Here is a 14,445-nt window from a genome sequence, read left to right on the forward strand (position 1 = left end):
GAGGAACCGCCGGCGGGAAGATCACGTCCGATCAAGGTATGAGGGAACACAGAACGGGCTGCGCCGGCATGCTCCTGGCGGCCGCGGGCGCCATCACGGCCGTACTCGCCTGGGCCCCGAAGGCGCGGGTCAGCGTCGACGGCGGGTTCGCAGGCATGCACCGGGACCTGAGCGTCCTCTACGTCGACCTCCCGCTCATCGCCGTCGGCGGCGCGCTCGTCCCGCTCACCGCCTGGCTGCTCACCCTGCGCGCACTGCGCCGCCCCTGGCTCGCGGCCGTGATCGCGGCAGGTGCGCTCGCGCTCGGCGTCTGGGGCCTGCTCAGCTGGTGGACTCCCTACCAGCAACCCGAGTTCATGGGTCAGCCTCGCCGTTGAAGCTTCCCCTTGATGTCGGACAGTTGGAGACCGGGACGTGAGAGCCCAGAGGAAGCAGTGCCGGGTGGGAAGCACATGCACGAAGCGGTACTCGGACGAGTACCCAGCGGGATGCCATCGAACTCGTGCGGTCGTCGGGCCGGACGGTGACCGAGGTCGCCCGGGAGCTCGGGGTCGGCTCGGAGTCCCTGCCGGGCTGGGTGAAGAAGGACCATGCCGCTCAGGGCGCCGGATCCGGCCCGTCGCAGGGCGGACCGGGCAGAGCGCCGGCGACCGGGACGATGAGCTGAAGCGGCTGCGTAAGCTGACCGCCGAGCAGGCGAAGACGATCGAGATCCTGAAAAAAGCGACGGCCTTCTTCGCGAAGGAGAGCGACCGGTGAGCAAGACATGCCGGTTCATCCAGGCGGAGAAGGTGAACCACCCGGTCACGCTGCTGTGCAGGGGGATGAAGACCGCCCGCTCCACCTCCTACGCGTGGGTGGGTCGATCCGGCCGGCCTGTCGGCGCTGCGGGGCAGAAAGGTGCACGTCAGCCTGGACATCGACGTACTCGACCCGGTGCACGTGCCCGACACCGGCAGCCGGGAGCCCTTCGGGGCCTCTCCCAGCAGGCCGGGGACGTGCTGACCTGGCTCGCGGGCAACTGCGCCGTCGTCAGCGCTGATGTGCCGGAGGTCCTGCCCGCCCCCGCACACCGTACGACCGCCGAGAGCGCGATGCACTGTGCCCATGAACTCGTCAAGGAGCGAAAGACCCGATGAACGACAGCCCGACGTCCCCGGTGAGCGACGCCGTCGTCGAGTTGAGACCCCACACCCCGGCAAGTCTCGAACCGCTGCTGCGCTGGAAGAACGACCTCGAGATCCAGCGTCTGAGCGACCACGAGATACGCACTTACAGCCGCGAACAGGTCGCCGCGACGCTGGAGCGGTGGATGCGGCCGAGTGAGGACATCGTCCATCTCGCGATCGGCCTCGCCGGCCGCGCGGAGCCCATCGGATTCCTCCACCTGGCGCTCATCGAGCAGGCGCATCAGCGGTGCCGACTGGGCATCGTCATCGGCGAGAAGGAACTGTGGGGGCTCGGCTACGGATATCAGGCGGTGGTACAGGCGGTCGGTCATGCCTTCGATGTGCTCGGACTCGAGCGGATCACCGCGGAGGTCTTCGCCGACAACCCGCGTTCCGTGCGCCTGCTCGAAGGTGCCGGTTTCGTTCGGGAGGGCGTGATGCGCGAGAGCATCCACCGCGACGGGCGGCGCGTCGACGAACTGGTGTACGGGCTGCTGCGGCGCGAGTGGAGCAAGGGGCACAAATGACGAGAACAGAGGCGGTGCGCACCTAGTCGGTGCGCGCGGAGTCGGAGCCAGAGTGGCGCCCTCGGAAAGAGGTGTGAGGCGACCTCACACCACACCGTCGGGTGCACGACGCCACCGTCCGCCCACTGTCCGGCTCTGTCCGGGCCCTGAGGCGTGACGCCCCGCACCGGCGGCGAGTTGAGCACGGGCGACCCATGGAGGTGTGGGGCATAAGCGTGGAACCGTACGGCGCGGACGAGGAGTCGGCGGCCGTTCTGCGGACCGTCGGGCGGGTCATCAAGATGTGCCGGGAGCGGGAGGGCATGACCCAGGCCGGTCTCGGGACGGCCATCAGGTACAGCGAGGAGCAGGTGTCGTCCGTCGAGCGCGGACGACGGGCGCCGACGGAGTCCTTCCTCGATGCGGCGGACCGGGTGCTGGACGCGGGCGACCTGATCTCGGGGCTGAAGAATGATGTGGAGAAGGCCCGGTTCCCGAAGAAAGTACGGGACTTGGCCGAGCTGGAGGCGGAGGCCGTGGAGATCTGCGCCTACGACAACTCCGTGGTGAATGGGCTGTTGCAGACCGAGGAGTACCTGCGGGCAGTGTTCGGGTCCCGGCGGCCGGCCTTCTCCGAGGACGAGGTGGACCGACTCGTCACCGCCAGACCTTCGCCCCCCCAGCAGTGGGCCGCCTTCCTGCCGTACGCCTCCGGACGCCGATGACCCGACCACCTCCGCATCCTCACGCCCCCACGCGGAGGACCTGGGGGCGGCGATCGGTCGCATCGGCGGCCTTCCCGTACGGTCCGGCCGGGTCGGTGGCGGTGAGACCCCTCCCCCCTGACGAGGACGCCCCGCCTCCTGCTGGAGACGGGGCGTCGCGCTCGGCGGCGGGGGCGTCAGGCCCGGCGGTGGGGGATGGCGAGGAGGGCCGCGGCGCTCAGGGCGGCGGCTGCGGCGAAGACGTAGAAGACCGTGGTCGGGCCGAGAGAGGCCGTCAGGATCCAGCCGCCGAGCAGGGGGGCCACGATCGCGCCGGCGCGCCCGAAGCCCGAGACGTAGCCGAGTGCCGTGGCCCGGATCGAGGCCGGGTAGCTGGACGCCACCCAGTCGTTGAGCACGGTCAGGGACGAATGGGCACCGACACCGGCGAGCGCGGTCAGGCAGAGGACGACGGCGGTGTTGCCGCCCAGCGACAGGCCGACGACGGCGACCGAGGAGAGCGCCGCGCTGCCGATGGTGACGAAGCGCGGGCCGATCCGGTCGGCGACGGCGGCGATGGCGAACGAGCCGATCACGGCACCCAGATTGAGCACGAGCGTGAACTGCAGCGCCGAGCCGAGCGGGTAGTCCATCTCGCGCATCAGCTGGGTCAGCCAGGTGTTCAGGCCGTACCAGGCCAGGAGCACCGCGAAGTTGGCGACGACGAACAGCACGGTGGTGCGGGCGCGGCCGTCCGACAGCACGGAGCGGGCCGGGGAGAGGGGCTTCGCCTCGGCCGTCGGAGCGCCGGGCTCAAGGCCGTCGGCGGACGCCGTCGAGGACGTGGCCCGGGGGGCGGGGGCGTCGGCCGCTCCGGGCCGCGAGTCCGGCAGCAGGGCGTACACGCCGACGAACACCAGCGTCGACAGCGCCGCACCGACACCGAACAGACCGCGCCAGCCGAGGGACTCGCCCCACGCGGCGGCGGTGAGCGCGGCGAGCACGCCGCCGACCGGAACGCCCGCGAGGACGATGGTCGCCACCAGCGCGGAGCGGCCGCGCGGCGCGTACTCCTTCGCGAGGGCCACGCAGGACGGCATCACACCGCCCATGCCGATACCGGCGAGCAGCCGGAAGAGACCGAACTGCCAGGGCGTGGCGGCCATGGCACAGCCGACGGTGAACAGGGTGAAGATCACTCCCGACGCCAGCACGAGCCGACGCCTGCCGAGACGGTCGGCGAGCGGCCCGCAGACGACGGCGCCGATGAGCATGCCCAGATAGACGAGGCTGCCGAGAGTTCCGGCGAGGGACTTGCTGAGACCCAGATTCGCGTCGGCGAGCATCGACGGCATCGCCACGCCGTAGACGATGAGGTCGAACCCCTCGACCGTGATCGCCGCCGCACACAGGGCGACGACCGCACGGGTCAGGGCGCGGGTGCGCCGGTCCGTCGGGTCCGGAGCGGAGGGCCGGGCGGAAGCGCGGGCGGGAGCGGGGGCTTGAACATCAGTGGTCATGCGGCCACGTCCTGTCGCGGAGAGGTGGGGGGGCAGGGAGCCGGGCGGGCCGCGAGGCGGAGCACCGACACGGTGGGCGGCTCCGCAGACCCCGGCGTCTTCCCGGCGACAAGCAGATGACCCATCGGTGACCAGCATGGAAGCAGCTCTGTTGCGCAGAGAGCAATGAAAATGTCCAGCAGTTCCGCTCTGCGGTACAGGGGGGAGCATTTCTTTGCGCTACGGGCCTGCCGTCGTACCATGCGCTCCCCCGCATCGGCCGTGTGCGGCCACCGGGCACCGGCCACCGGCTCAGAGTGCCGCCTCCATGCGGCGCACCGCCTCCCCGAGCACAGCGGCCGCCTCGCCGAGGCGGGCGCGGGTGAAGCGCAGCGAAGGGGCCGAGACGATCATCGCCGCCACGGCGCGGCCGCCCGGCTCCCGCACGGCGGCGCCCACCGCGGAGATGCCGCGCTCGGTACCCCCGATATTGACGGCGTAGCCCCGCCTGCGGACGGTCGCGAGGGTGCGGTGCAGTGTCTCGGGGTCGGTGTCCGCCTGCGCCGCGTGGCGGGTGCCGTAGATGTCGGCGAGCTCGGAGACGCCCAGGTCGGCGAGGAGCGCCTTGCCGCCGGCGGAGAGGTGCGCGGGCAGACTCACGCCCGCGCGGCTGCCGACGCGCAGTGCGTGCGTTCCCTCGATGCTGTGCAGGATGCGCGCCTCGGCCCCGGCCCGGACCGCCAGGTGCACCGTCTCGCCGAGCCGGCTGTTGAGCCACAGCAGGTGTGGCCTGGCGGTCTCCACCAGGTCGTACTCGGAGCGCTGGGACATCCCCAGGCGGTAGAGGGTGGGGCCGGGCCGGTACACCTTGTCGGCACCCTGCACCGCGAAGCCGCGTCCGCGCAGGGTGGAGAGCAGACGGTGGGCCGTGGACCGGGCCACACCCAGCTCGTCGGCGGCCTCGCTCAGCCGCACGCGCCCCTGCGCGCGGAGCAGGAGCAGCAGGGAGAGGGCGTTCTCCACGGATTCCAGGCCCTGCGCGGGTTTGCCGCCCGCGCTCCGCGGTTCCGCTCCGGGCTGCGACGTACGATCTGAGTTCTCCACAGCGGAATTCTACGGCCTGCTCATGGAGCGGCACGCATCGCGCCGACGCTCCGGACGCCGGGGGTGTCAGTGCCCGGTCGTAGTCTTCGAGAGATCGAGAAGGGCCGGTCGGCCGGACGGGGATCGGGGGGCTGTGGTGGTGAGAGCGTTGAGTGCGGGGCTGCGGCGGGTCGTCGAGGGCGCCGATCCCGTGACCGGGCGCCTGAAGGGGACGGAGGCGCAGCTTGCCGCGCTGGTGAGGCGTGGGCTCGCCTTCCGGCATCCGCGGTCGCCGCACCACCACTTCCTGACGCCCGCGGGGCATCGGGCACGGGACACGGAAGCGGAGCCCGGGCCCGCACCCGCACCCGCACCCGAGCCCGCCGCCACCGGGGTGTTCGCCGCGCGGACCGGTGGTGAGGCCACGGTTCCCGGGACCGGGCCGGCCCGCCTCCGGGAGGTGCGCGGCGCCTGGCAGGGCCTGCTGGAGCTGCGCAGGATGACCAACCCCGACGGTGCCGTCGACCGGCCGTGCGGCTGGGAGCGCGCGCATCTGGTGCAGGCCGCCGCGCTCGCCCTGGAGGCCGCCGGACACGATCCGGCCGTCGGGGACGCCGAGGGCGGCTACCGGGTGCGGGAGACCCCGCAGCCGGAGGCGGTCGCCGTGCACGAACCGGACGGTGCGGCGCTGCGGGCCTGCGCCGGCACGCTCGAGCGGGCCGGCTGGCAGGTCGGGGAGTACACGGAGCCGAGGACGCGGGCACGGTATCTGCTGGCCTCCCCGCGCCGGGTGTGAGGGGCGTGCCAGGATCGGTGGTCAGGGCAACGAACCGAGCAGGCTGAAGGGGAAGCAGTGAGCGAGCCGTTTTCCGTCCGGGTGACCGTGCGCGGATACGAGACCGATGTGCAGGGCCACCTCAACCAGGCCGTGTACCTCAACTACGCGGAGCACGCGCGCTGGTCGCTGCTCCAGGAGGCCGGGATCACGCAGTCCGGTCTCCTCGGGCAGGGGGTGGGACCGGTCGCCCTGGAGACCACCATCCGCTACCGGCGGGAGCTGCTCGCGGGTGACGAGGTCGACGTGAGCTGCGCCTTCACCTGGGGCACCGGCAAGACGTTCCGCATCGAGCAGATCATCACCAAGGCGGACGGCACGGTCGCCGCCGAGATCACGGCGGTCGGCGGCGTCCTGGACCTCAAGGAACGCACACTGGTGCCGAGCCCGCAGGACGTCTTCCGGGAACTGGCCGAGGACCCGGGCATGTTCGGGCTGTAGGACGGCGCCGGCGCACGGGGCGGGATCCCGCTCGCCCCGAGCATCCGGCCGCCGCGCTCGGGCCGCTTTCGCCCTCACCGCGTTTTCACGGCGTGAAAGTTTCCGTCATCAGGACGGCGATTCCCCAGGCCGTCCGAACCTCCAGAGGACCAGACCTCCAGAGGAGGCCGCGAGGGCTTTACACGCGTAGACCCCCATACCTAACTGATGACGCGCGCACGTCAAAGTACGGAACAGCACGGCTCTGCCCAGGTGGCACCGGCCGAGGTCACCTCCTGCTCTCATCCCCACATGCGTACCGGAGGCAGTCATGTTCTCGTTCCCCAGCCGTTCGACCGGCACCCGCAGACGGGCGGCCACGGCGCTCGGCGTCCTCGTCTCGACTCTCGCACTGACGGCGACCACCGCGGCCGGCGCCGCCGCCGCGCCCCAGCCCGGCAAGGACCGCGTCAAGGTCGAGCCGGGCCAGGCGTACATGGGCGTGGGCGCCCAGGTCCACGGCGACGCCCCGGCGGAACCGCCGTCGATGGGCGTCATGGCCCCGACCGACGGCGTCCAGGGCATCGACGTCTCGCACTGGCAGGGCGCCATCAACTGGACCTCGGTGCGGGGCTCCGGCATCCAGTTCGCCTGGATCAAGGCGACCGAGGGCACCAGCTACAAGGACGCGCGGTTCAACACCAACTACCCGGCCGCACACGGCGCCGGCGTGATCCGCGGCGCGTACCACTTCGCGCTCCCGAACGTCTCCAACGGCGCGACCCAGGCGAACTACTTCGCCTCCAGCGGCGGCGGCTGGTCACGCGACAACCTGACCCTGCCGGGCGTCCTGGACATCGAGCACAACCCGTACGGGGCCATGTGCTACGGCCTGTCCACCACGCAGATGCGCACCTGGATCAACGACTTCTACACCACCTACAAGTCCCGCACCGGCCGGGACGCGGTGATCTACACGACGTCCGGCTGGTGGAACACCTGCACCGGCAACTGGACCGGCATGTACAGCAAGAGCCCGCTGTGGGTGGCGCACTGGACCTCGGCGTCCTCCCCGACCATCCCGAGCGGTTTCCCGACCTGGACGGTGTGGCAGTACACCAGCACCGGCTCGGTCGGCGGCGTCGCCGGCACCGTGGACCGCAACCAGTTCAACGGATCCCGCGACCGGCTCCTGGCCCTCGCCAACAACACGTAACCGGCACCCGCTCCGGCACCGGCAGGACCCCCTCCTCGCCGCTCCCCCGGCACGCGCTCACGCGGTGGAGCCGACGGCCTACCCCGTCGGCTCCACCGTCTCCCCCCACCGTCTCTCCCCCCACCGTCTCCCCCGAGGAGCGATCGTGAACGCCGAGAACGCGCTCCGGCGCCGTCTCCTGCTCGCCGGTGCGGCCGGCCTGACCGCCGCCACCGCCACTGCCGCCGCCCTCCCGCGCACCGCTCAGGCACAGAGCTCCGCCCACGCGAAGGCCGCCGACCCCGTCGAGCCGGACATCGACAACACCCGTACCTGGGGCGCCCGTTCACCGCGCGGAAGCATCAGCCGGCTGTCGTACCGGCCGAACCGGATCATCGTCCACCACACGGTGAGCGCCAACACCTCCGACTTCTCCCGCACCCAGGCCCACTCCCACGCCCACTGGGTCCAGGACCTGCACATGGACAAGAACGGCTGGGTCGACACCGGCTACCACTTCCTGGTCAGCCGGGGCGGCTGGATCACCGAGGGGCGGCACGGCAGCCTCCAGGCCCTCACCACAGGGAGCGGTTTCGTCCTCGGCGCCCACACCTCCGGGCAGAACGACCAGGCCGTCGGGATCGCCAACGAGGGCTCCTACCACGCGGGGGCCACGCCTCCGCGGGCGCAGTGGGAGGTGCTGGTCGCCCTGTGCGCGTACACCTGCGCGCGCTACGGCGTCCCCGCCACACGGCTCTACGGCCACAAGGACTACGGCGACACCCTCTGCCCCGGGGTGTTCCACGACATGCTGCCCCGGCTGCGCGACGAGGTCGGGGCGGCTCTGGCGTAGCCGCCCCGAAGGCGGTCAGGCCCGGTCGGTGATCCGGGCCAGTCGCCGGGCCTGTGCGCGGGTGGAGCGGGCGATCTCGTCCTCGTCGGCCGTGCGGAGCCGACCGTCCTCCACGATCTGACGGCCGTTCACGAACGACGCGGTGACCGGGGCCGCCGCGCCGAGGACCAGCGCGGCCACCGGGTCGGCGATGGAGGAGTGGGCGAGGGTGTCCATCCGCCACAGCACCAGGTCGGCGAGCTTGCCCGGCTCCAGCGAGCCGATCTCGGCGGTACGGCCCAGCACTCGGGCGCCTCCGTAGGTGCCCAGGCGCAGCGCCTGGCGGGTCGTCAGGGCCGTTTCGCGGTGCGGGCCGAGGCGGCCCACGAGCAGTGCGTTGCGCAGTTCGGTGTGCAGTTCCCCGGCCTCGTTGGACGCCGTGCCGTCCACGCCGAGGCCGACCGGGACGCCGGCCGCCAGCAGGTCGGGGACGCGTGCGATGCCCGCGGCGAGGCGGGCGTTGGAGGAGGGGCAGTGGGCGACGCCCGTGCCCGTACGGGCGAAGGCGGCGATGTCGGAGTCGTTCATGTGGACGCAGTGCGCCATCCACACGTCCTCGCCGAGCCAGCCGGTGGACTCGAAGTAGTCGGTCGGGCCCATGCCGAACTGCTCGTGGCAGAACTTCTCCTCCTCCACCGTCTCCGAGCCGTGGGTGTGCAGGCGTACGCCGAGTTCGCGGGCCGACTCGGCTGACCGCCGCATCAGTTCGGTGGAGACGGAGAACGGTGAGCAGGGTGCGACGGCGACCTGGGTCATGGCGCCGAAGGAGGTGTCGTGGTGCCGGCGGACGGTGTCCTCGGTCGCGGCGAGGGCGCCCTCCAGGGTCTCCACGGCGAAGTCCGGGGGCAGTCCGCCGTCCTTCTCGCCGAGGTCCATGGAGCCGCGGGCGAGGGTGAAGCGCACCCCCAGGTCACGGGCGGCGCGGACGAGGGTGCCGGACAGGTCGCCGGTGCCCCGCGGGAAGACGTAGTGGTGGTCCGCGGCGGTGGTGACGCCGCCGCGGGCCATCATCGCGAGGGACCCCCGGGCCGCCGCGTCCACCATCGGCTCGTCGATGCGCGCCCAGGTCGGGTAGAGCGCGACGAGCCAGTCGAACAGGTTGTGGTCGGTGGCCAGGCCCCGGGTGAGCCACTGGTAGAAGTGGTGGTGGGTGTTGACCAGGCCGGGGGTCGCCAGGTGCCCGGTGGCGTCGATACAGCGGACGACATTCTCCAGTCCCTCGGGCGCCCGGCCCGCGCCGAGGGACTCGATGCGGTGGCCGGCGAGGACGAGGTGCCCACAGGCGTACTCGGTGTCCTGCGCGTCGACGGTCGCGATCGCGCAGTTCTCGATGACGACGCGTTCGGTGACCGCGCGTTCGGTGGTGCTGCGCTGGGCTGTTGCCATGGTTCGTCCCTTCTGCCCTCAGAGGTTGGTGAGGTCCGCCGGTATCAGCGCCTCACAGCCGTTCCGCAGGATCGTGGCCTCTATCAGACCGTAGGGGCGGTCGGCGGCGAGGTAGACGGCGCCGTCCTCGCCGTCGTTCTCGAGGCCGAAGGGTTCCAGGTCCACCTGGAAGTGGTGGCGGTTGGGGAGGGAGAGGCGGACCTCGGCTATCTCGTCGCGGTGGTCGATGATCCGCGCGCCCATCCGGTACATCGTCTGCTGCAGGGACAGGGAGTAGGTCTCGGCGAAGGCCTGGAGCAGGTGCTGCTTCGTCCGCTCGTAGGAGGTCTCCCAGTCGGGCATCGGCTGCCGGTCGTCGGTCCAGTGGAACCGCCAGCGGGCGGCGACCGAGGTGGCGAGGACACGGTCGCGGGTCTCCTGCAGCGTCGTGTACCTGTCCTTGACGTAGCCCCGGAACTCGGAGTCGGTGGAGTTCAGCACCGTCAGGTCCTTCAGGCCCGAGACGACCTCCCACCGCTCGCCGTCGTAGGTGACCTGCGCCAGCCGGGTCTCCTGGCCCCTGCGGACGAAGGAGTGCTCGCCCTCGTGGGCGTCGGAGGTGGCGATCCGCTCCCAGGCGTACTCCTCGACGCGGATGCGGGCCCGGTGGACGGGCTCCTGGGAGGTGACGAAGTGCCGGGCGAGGTGGATGCCGAACTGCTCGGCGGACTCGATGCCGTGCTCCTTGGCGAAGGCGAACACGGTGTTCTTGGTGGTGTCGGTCGGCAGGACGTTGGCGTTGGAGCCGGAGTAGTGGACCTCCTCCATGTCGCCGGACAGGGCGACGGAGACGTTCAGGTCCTTGATGTGGTGGGTGGCGCCGTTCCGCGTGATCCTGACGACCCGGTTCTCGGCCTTGCCGTACTGGTTCTGGCCCAGGACCGCGGGGCGGGAGGGGCGGGAGGTGTCGGTCATCTCGTCAGCTCCCTCGGTATACGGAGTAGCCGAACGGGTTGAGCAGCAGCGGTACGTGGTGGTGCTCGCCCGGTACGACGGCGAACGTGACCGCCACCTCCGGGAAGAACGCCCCGGCGCCGCCGTCCCGGTGCGCGGGGGCGTCCTGCCGCGCCTCGGCCCGTCGGTCGGTGAAGTACGGCTCCACGGCGAAGTCGAGCCGTACGTGGGTGGTTCCCTCCGGTGGCGCCGGGAGGTCCTCGCACCGCCCGTCCGCGTCGGTCGTGGAGCCGCCCAGCGCCTGCCAGGGGGCCTGGCGGCCCGAGCGGGCGGAGAGGTGGACGGCGACGCCGCGGGCGGGGCGGCCGACGCTGGTGTCCAGGATGTGCGTGGAGACGGAGGCGGTGGTGGCGGTGACGGTGGTGTCGGTGCTCATCTCTGCGTCAGTCCTCGTCGACGAGTCGGGCCAGCCGGATGCGGTTGATCCTCCCCAGTTCGGTGCGGACGGTCTCGCGCTCCCGCTCCGGCGTGTTGCCCATGCGCTCGGTCAGCGCGTCGCGCAGCTGCTCGCCGGTCCGGCCGGTGGCGCAGACGAGGAACACGTGGCCGAACCTCTCCTGGTAGGCCAGGTTCAGTTCGAGCATCTCCGCCTTGAGCCGGTCCGGCGCGGCGGTCATGCCGCTCTGCTCCCGCGCCGAGGCCGGGTCGCCGGGCCGGGGCCTGCCGATCGGCGGGTGCCCGGCCATCGCCTCCCGGAGGTCCGCCGCGCCCAGCCCGCCCATGGCGGTGTCGGAGGCGGCGTACAGGTCGTCGGCGGTGGCGTAGGGGCGGCCGGCGAGCAGGCGGCGGGCCCACGCCGTGGAGGCACACGTCTCGTGGAGGACGGCGAGGGCCGCCGGCTCCTCCAGCGCGTTGAAGCGGGCCAGGCCCGGTGGCGTGGCAGCGGACGTCACGGTGGCCTCCCCGGCCGCGAGCGGCCTCGGTGCTGAACGGGCGTGCCGACAGCTAACGCCGCCACGGACCGTCACGTCAACAGTTTGTTGAAAACTGGCGGACGGCCATCACGCCACGCGGCACCGGAGGCGGTTCGTACGCCCTGGTCGGGGCTCAGGAGCCCTTCTCGCGGTTGAGGTAGTTGTAGACGGTGAACCGGCTGACGCCGAGCGCGCTCGCCACGGTCTCCACGCCGTGCCGTACGGCGAAGGCGCCGCGCACCTCCAGGCTCCGTACGATCTCCTGCTTGGCCCTGCGGTCCAGCTCGGCGAGGGGCCTGCCCTGCCGGCGTTCGAGGGCGGCGAGGATGTGGTCGAGGGAGTCGGCGAACTGGGGCAGGCGCACGGCGACGGCGTCGGCCCCCTCCCAGACGAGGACGACGTCGTCGGGACCGGCCTCGTCGGGCGGGAGCAGCTGCCCGCCCATGGCGTCGACGAGTGGTGTGACGGCCGCGATGAACGGCTCGTCCGCCGCGCCGCTCATCGCCCGCCCTCCGCGATCACGTTGACCTGGAGCGAGATCCGGGTGGCGCCCGCCTCCAGGGACCGGCGCAGCAGGGCGTCGACGGCGGTGAGCACCGCGTCCGCGCCGCCCTCCGCGGTGTTCCCGAACGGCCCGACGTCCACCGAGTCCAGTTCGGCCGCCTCCACGACCTCCCGGGCCACCACCGCGTGCGCGGGCGCCTCGTCCAGGTCGAAGGGCTCGGTCGTGAACTCCACTCTCAGTCGCACTGCGCCCCCATGACATCGGCTCCGACCAGCGTGCTCTCCCCGCCTCCGACCGAGAGGGCCCGCGCGGGGCACATTCTTCCGTCAGGACACCGAACTCCCGGTCCACCACTGCCCCAGGCGCTCCGACACGACCTTAACGGACTTCCCTGCGGCGATCGGCGGGAAGCCGCGCCGAGCTTCCCGGCCCGGGAGCATCAGGCCGCCGGGCAGGCCGAGGAAGCCCGCGGGCCGGACCGCGGCCCAGCGGGGAAAGCGGTCACGGTCCGCCGTGCCCGGCCGCGGGGCCGGCTCCGTGCGGGCCGGTCGGCACGGATCCGCTCAACCGTCCACCATGGACCAGGTGAAAGTTCGGCGCCTTTGGTGAAAGTTCGGTGGCCTTGTGCACGCTCCATCGCGGTCCCCGCCGAATCCCGCCGACACCGCGAAAGACGGCCGTCCCCCTTCGCCGCGCCCCCGGACCGAAGCGGGAAAGGACCCGATCGGCACCTCTCGCCCACGTCGGACGATGACAGCACCACGACGTTCCGAGGACGCGAAGCGCAATCGCGGAGAGGGCCCCGGGGAGGGGCCCGGCCCGGATCGCGGGAAGAACGGAAATGCCACTCGCGAGTTCACGCGACGGAACTCCGCACGATGATTCAAATTTCAACGGAAATCGCGCCGGGAGATTCGAGGGACGAACTCGGCCGACGGACCCCTTTTCCTCCCGCGCGCCGAAGGCCCCTCCACCGGGACGGACTCAGTCCCCCGCGTGCGGACGCAGGCGGACGGGCCCGCCCGTCCCGGCGGGGAGGGCCACGGAGGCCGCCCAGGCCGCCGGTACTGGCAGGTCGGTGACAGACCACGGGTCGGGCGTGCCGGGCACCCCGGCGGCGACCGTGACCGTGCCGACGGTGGCCGGATGCGTCTCCACCCGGTCCAGGGGAACCGTGACGCCGACACCGACCGCCTTGAGCACGGCCTCCTTGCGGGTCCAGCAGCGCAGGAACGCCCGGTGCAACGCGTCCCCGGCGAGGGAGTCGTCCAGCCACCGCGCCTCGGAGGGGGTGAGGACGGTGGGCGCGAGATCCCCGACCCGGACGTCCCGGACCCGTTCGACGTCCACTCCGACGGGCACCGCGGCCACGGCGAGCATGCCGCAGCCCGAGGTGTGGGAGATGCTGATCCAGCACTCGGCCTGCGGTTCCAGCACCGTCGGCGGCCCGTGCTCCCCGTCCCCGCAGCCCGGACACGGCCTACGGCCCAGGCGGATCCGCTCCGGCGCCGTGTCCAGCAGACCGGCCAGGACGCGGCGCACCGCCGCCCGGTTGCCGGCGAACTCCGCGGCCCCGGCCGGGGTGCGCATGCGCTCCAGGCGTCGCCTCTCGGAGTCGTCCAGGAGGGCGAGGTCCGCGGCCAGGACCGTCGTCGCACCCCGCCACCACCACACGGTCACCCCGTCCGGCGAGGTCCGGGCGCCCGGATGTCCACTGGCTGATTCGGCACTGATCTGGGGTGCGGTCATGCACCGAGACGCTAGGTCCGCCACTCGGCAGGCGGCCGAAGGATGGCAGCAAGCGGACAGGGACACGCCGCGACGATGACTGGCTGTCACCTCCCGGATGTGGTCCGTGTCCGGCCCGGGACCCGGCCTCCGACTCCCGCCGGAAGCGCTGCAACTTGCTGACAACCCGGCCGGGCGCCCGGGGCGCGACGGCCCGCGAGGTCCGCCGGAGAGTAGGACTTTACCTGGACTATTCCTGCGACCCGACGTTGACTGGCTCGCAGCCAGCCCATAATGTCTGAGCCCTGGAGTCGAGCAGACTCGGCCCGCCCTGAGCCCCACCCGCCGCATCGTGGATCACTTTTCCTCGATAAGTAAATTCATGGTGAATGGATGACTGTTCAGGCAAAGTTAACACTCAGGAGCCTCTGCGCATTTTTCGACAGGAATACAATTCCTGACATCGAATTCGCCAACTTCGCCATCCGTCAGGGCGAGGATTCTGTCACTGAGCATCACGGGGAACGATCAGTGCAATGAAGCATTCCACATTGAAAAACCACGGTGAAGACCTGATGTCCGTCGTGATCAGGAAACCTTCACCGGGCGGGTCGGC

Annotated in this window: 18 protein-coding genes and 1 pseudogene; 10 read left to right on the plus strand and 9 right to left on the minus strand. The window is 71.6% G+C overall.

What is annotated here, in order from left to right; all coding sequences use genetic code 11:
• Positions 1 to 38 precede the first annotated feature (38 nt).
• The 6 genes and pseudogenes from ACTWJ9_RS04730 to ACTWJ9_RS04755 form a co-directional block, all read left to right on the plus strand.
• On the plus strand, positions 39 to 377 hold the full coding sequence (locus ACTWJ9_RS04730) for a hypothetical protein (RefSeq protein WP_279332906.1): 339 nt from the start codon (positions 39 to 41) through the stop codon (positions 375 to 377).
• Between the two features lie 116 nt (positions 378 to 493).
• Positions 494 to 667, plus strand: a complete 174-nt coding sequence (locus ACTWJ9_RS04735) for a transposase (protein WP_384208566.1) — start codon at positions 494 to 496, stop codon at positions 665 to 667.
• Between the two features lie 233 nt (positions 668 to 900).
• Positions 901 to 1,005: an arginase family protein gene (locus ACTWJ9_RS04740; RefSeq protein ID WP_384208550.1), complete on the plus strand. Its 105-nt coding sequence runs from the start codon at positions 901 to 903 to the stop codon at positions 1,003 to 1,005.
• A complete protein-coding gene (locus ACTWJ9_RS04745) occupies positions 999 to 1,139 on the plus strand; it encodes a hypothetical protein (protein ID WP_279332907.1) in 141 nt (46 codons plus the stop codon). The genes ACTWJ9_RS04740 and ACTWJ9_RS04745 overlap by 7 nt, the downstream gene beginning before the upstream one ends.
• Entirely contained in the window at positions 1,136 to 1,696 is a 561-nt protein-coding gene (locus tag ACTWJ9_RS04750) for a GNAT family N-acetyltransferase (protein ID WP_279332908.1), read from the plus strand. The genes ACTWJ9_RS04745 and ACTWJ9_RS04750 overlap by 4 nt, the downstream gene beginning before the upstream one ends.
• A 209-nt stretch (positions 1,697 to 1,905) precedes the next feature.
• Positions 1,906 to 2,343, plus strand: a pseudogene (locus ACTWJ9_RS04755) (Scr1 family TA system antitoxin-like transcriptional regulator); the annotation flags it as partial.
• A gap of 233 nt (positions 2,344 to 2,576) precedes the next feature.
• On the opposite strand, the gene ACTWJ9_RS04760 reads toward ACTWJ9_RS04755, so the two are convergent.
• The gene (locus tag ACTWJ9_RS04760) at positions 2,577 to 3,899 is read right to left on the minus strand and encodes an MFS transporter (RefSeq protein ID WP_279332909.1); all 1,323 of its coding nucleotides are present in this window, start codon (positions 3,897 to 3,899) and stop codon (positions 2,577 to 2,579) included.
• Between the two features lie 291 nt (positions 3,900 to 4,190).
• Entirely contained in the window at positions 4,191 to 4,982 is a 792-nt protein-coding gene (locus ACTWJ9_RS04765) for an IclR family transcriptional regulator (RefSeq protein ID WP_443295239.1), read from the minus strand.
• Positions 4,983 to 5,118: 136 nt separating this feature from the next.
• Between ACTWJ9_RS04765 and ACTWJ9_RS04770 the strand changes: the two genes are divergently transcribed.
• The 4 genes from ACTWJ9_RS04770 to ACTWJ9_RS04785 all read left to right on the plus strand — a co-directional run bounded on the left by ACTWJ9_RS04770 (position 5,119) and on the right by ACTWJ9_RS04785 (position 8,264).
• Complete coding sequence (locus ACTWJ9_RS04770; RefSeq protein WP_387036637.1) at positions 5,119 to 5,757, plus strand: hypothetical protein; 639 nt, start codon at positions 5,119 to 5,121, stop codon at positions 5,755 to 5,757.
• A 57-nt stretch (positions 5,758 to 5,814) separates the two neighbouring features.
• Positions 5,815 to 6,237, plus strand: a complete 423-nt coding sequence (locus tag ACTWJ9_RS04775) for an acyl-CoA thioesterase (RefSeq protein ID WP_387036606.1) — start codon at positions 5,815 to 5,817, stop codon at positions 6,235 to 6,237.
• Positions 6,238 to 6,547: 310 nt separating this feature from the next.
• Entirely contained in the window at positions 6,548 to 7,432 is an 885-nt protein-coding gene (locus ACTWJ9_RS04780) for a lysozyme (protein ID WP_279332913.1), read from the plus strand.
• Positions 7,433 to 7,577: 145 nt separating this feature from the next.
• Positions 7,578 to 8,264 (plus strand): peptidoglycan recognition protein family protein, encoded by a 687-nt coding sequence (locus ACTWJ9_RS04785; RefSeq protein ID WP_443295240.1) that lies wholly within the window; start codon positions 7,578 to 7,580, stop codon positions 8,262 to 8,264.
• 15 nt (positions 8,265 to 8,279) lie between these two features.
• On the opposite strand, the gene ACTWJ9_RS04790 is transcribed toward ACTWJ9_RS04785, so the two are convergent.
• From ACTWJ9_RS04790 to ACTWJ9_RS04820, 7 genes are all read right to left on the minus strand, one after another.
• Positions 8,280 to 9,689, minus strand: a complete 1,410-nt coding sequence (locus tag ACTWJ9_RS04790; protein WP_443295241.1) for an 8-oxoguanine deaminase — start codon at positions 9,687 to 9,689, stop codon at positions 8,280 to 8,282.
• An 18-nt stretch (positions 9,690 to 9,707) separates the two neighbouring features.
• Positions 9,708 to 10,643, minus strand: coding sequence for a factor-independent urate hydroxylase (pucL, locus tag ACTWJ9_RS04795; protein WP_443295242.1), 936 nt, complete (start codon positions 10,641 to 10,643; stop codon positions 9,708 to 9,710).
• A gap of 4 nt (positions 10,644 to 10,647) precedes the next feature.
• Positions 10,648 to 11,058: a hydroxyisourate hydrolase gene (uraH, locus tag ACTWJ9_RS04800; protein ID WP_387036602.1), complete on the minus strand. Its 411-nt coding sequence runs from the start codon at positions 11,056 to 11,058 to the stop codon at positions 10,648 to 10,650.
• A 7-nt stretch (positions 11,059 to 11,065) separates the two neighbouring features.
• Complete coding sequence (gene uraD / locus ACTWJ9_RS04805) at positions 11,066 to 11,575, minus strand: 2-oxo-4-hydroxy-4-carboxy-5-ureidoimidazoline decarboxylase (RefSeq protein ID WP_279332918.1); 510 nt, start codon at positions 11,573 to 11,575, stop codon at positions 11,066 to 11,068.
• Between the two features lie 154 nt (positions 11,576 to 11,729).
• Entirely contained in the window at positions 11,730 to 12,098 is a 369-nt protein-coding gene (locus ACTWJ9_RS04810; protein ID WP_279332919.1) for a helix-turn-helix domain-containing protein, read from the minus strand.
• Positions 12,095 to 12,346 (minus strand): hypothetical protein, encoded by a 252-nt coding sequence (locus tag ACTWJ9_RS04815; RefSeq protein WP_279332920.1) that lies wholly within the window; start codon positions 12,344 to 12,346, stop codon positions 12,095 to 12,097. The genes ACTWJ9_RS04810 and ACTWJ9_RS04815 overlap by 4 nt, the downstream gene beginning before the upstream one ends.
• A gap of 739 nt (positions 12,347 to 13,085) precedes the next feature.
• Entirely contained in the window at positions 13,086 to 13,850 is a 765-nt protein-coding gene (locus tag ACTWJ9_RS04820; RefSeq protein ID WP_279332921.1) for a 4'-phosphopantetheinyl transferase family protein, read from the minus strand.
• Positions 13,851 to 14,445: the final 595 nt, after the last annotated feature.

Origin of the sequence: Streptomyces sp. GDS52, assembly GCF_052246875.1 — a bacterium.
Lineage (GTDB): Bacteria > Actinomycetota > Actinomycetes > Streptomycetales > Streptomycetaceae > Streptomyces > Streptomyces cathayae.

Coding starts and splice junctions, on each gene's coding strand:
- pucL (WP_443295242.1), bottom strand. CDS start 10,643: ATGACCGACACCTCCCGCCCCTCCCGCCCCGCGGTCCTGGGCCAGAAC.
- ACTWJ9_RS04760 (WP_279332909.1), bottom strand. CDS start 3,899: ATGACCACTGATGTTCAAGCCCCCGCTCCCGCCCGCGCTTCCGCCCGG.
- ACTWJ9_RS04730 (WP_279332906.1), top strand. CDS start 39: ATGAGGGAACACAGAACGGGCTGCGCCGGCATGCTCCTGGCGGCCGCG.
- uraH (WP_387036602.1), bottom strand. CDS start 11,058: ATGAGCACCGACACCACCGTCACCGCCACCACCGCCTCCGTCTCCACG.
- ACTWJ9_RS04750 (WP_279332908.1), top strand. CDS start 1,136: ATGAACGACAGCCCGACGTCCCCGGTGAGCGACGCCGTCGTCGAGTTG.
- ACTWJ9_RS04810 (WP_279332919.1), bottom strand. CDS start 12,098: ATGAGCGGCGCGGCGGACGAGCCGTTCATCGCGGCCGTCACACCACTC.
- ACTWJ9_RS04820 (WP_279332921.1), bottom strand. CDS start 13,850: ATGACCGCACCCCAGATCAGTGCCGAATCAGCCAGTGGACATCCGGGC.
- ACTWJ9_RS04780 (WP_279332913.1), top strand. CDS start 6,548: ATGTTCTCGTTCCCCAGCCGTTCGACCGGCACCCGCAGACGGGCGGCC.
- ACTWJ9_RS04790 (WP_443295241.1), bottom strand. CDS start 9,689: ATGGCAACAGCCCAGCGCAGCACCACCGAACGCGCGGTCACCGAACGC.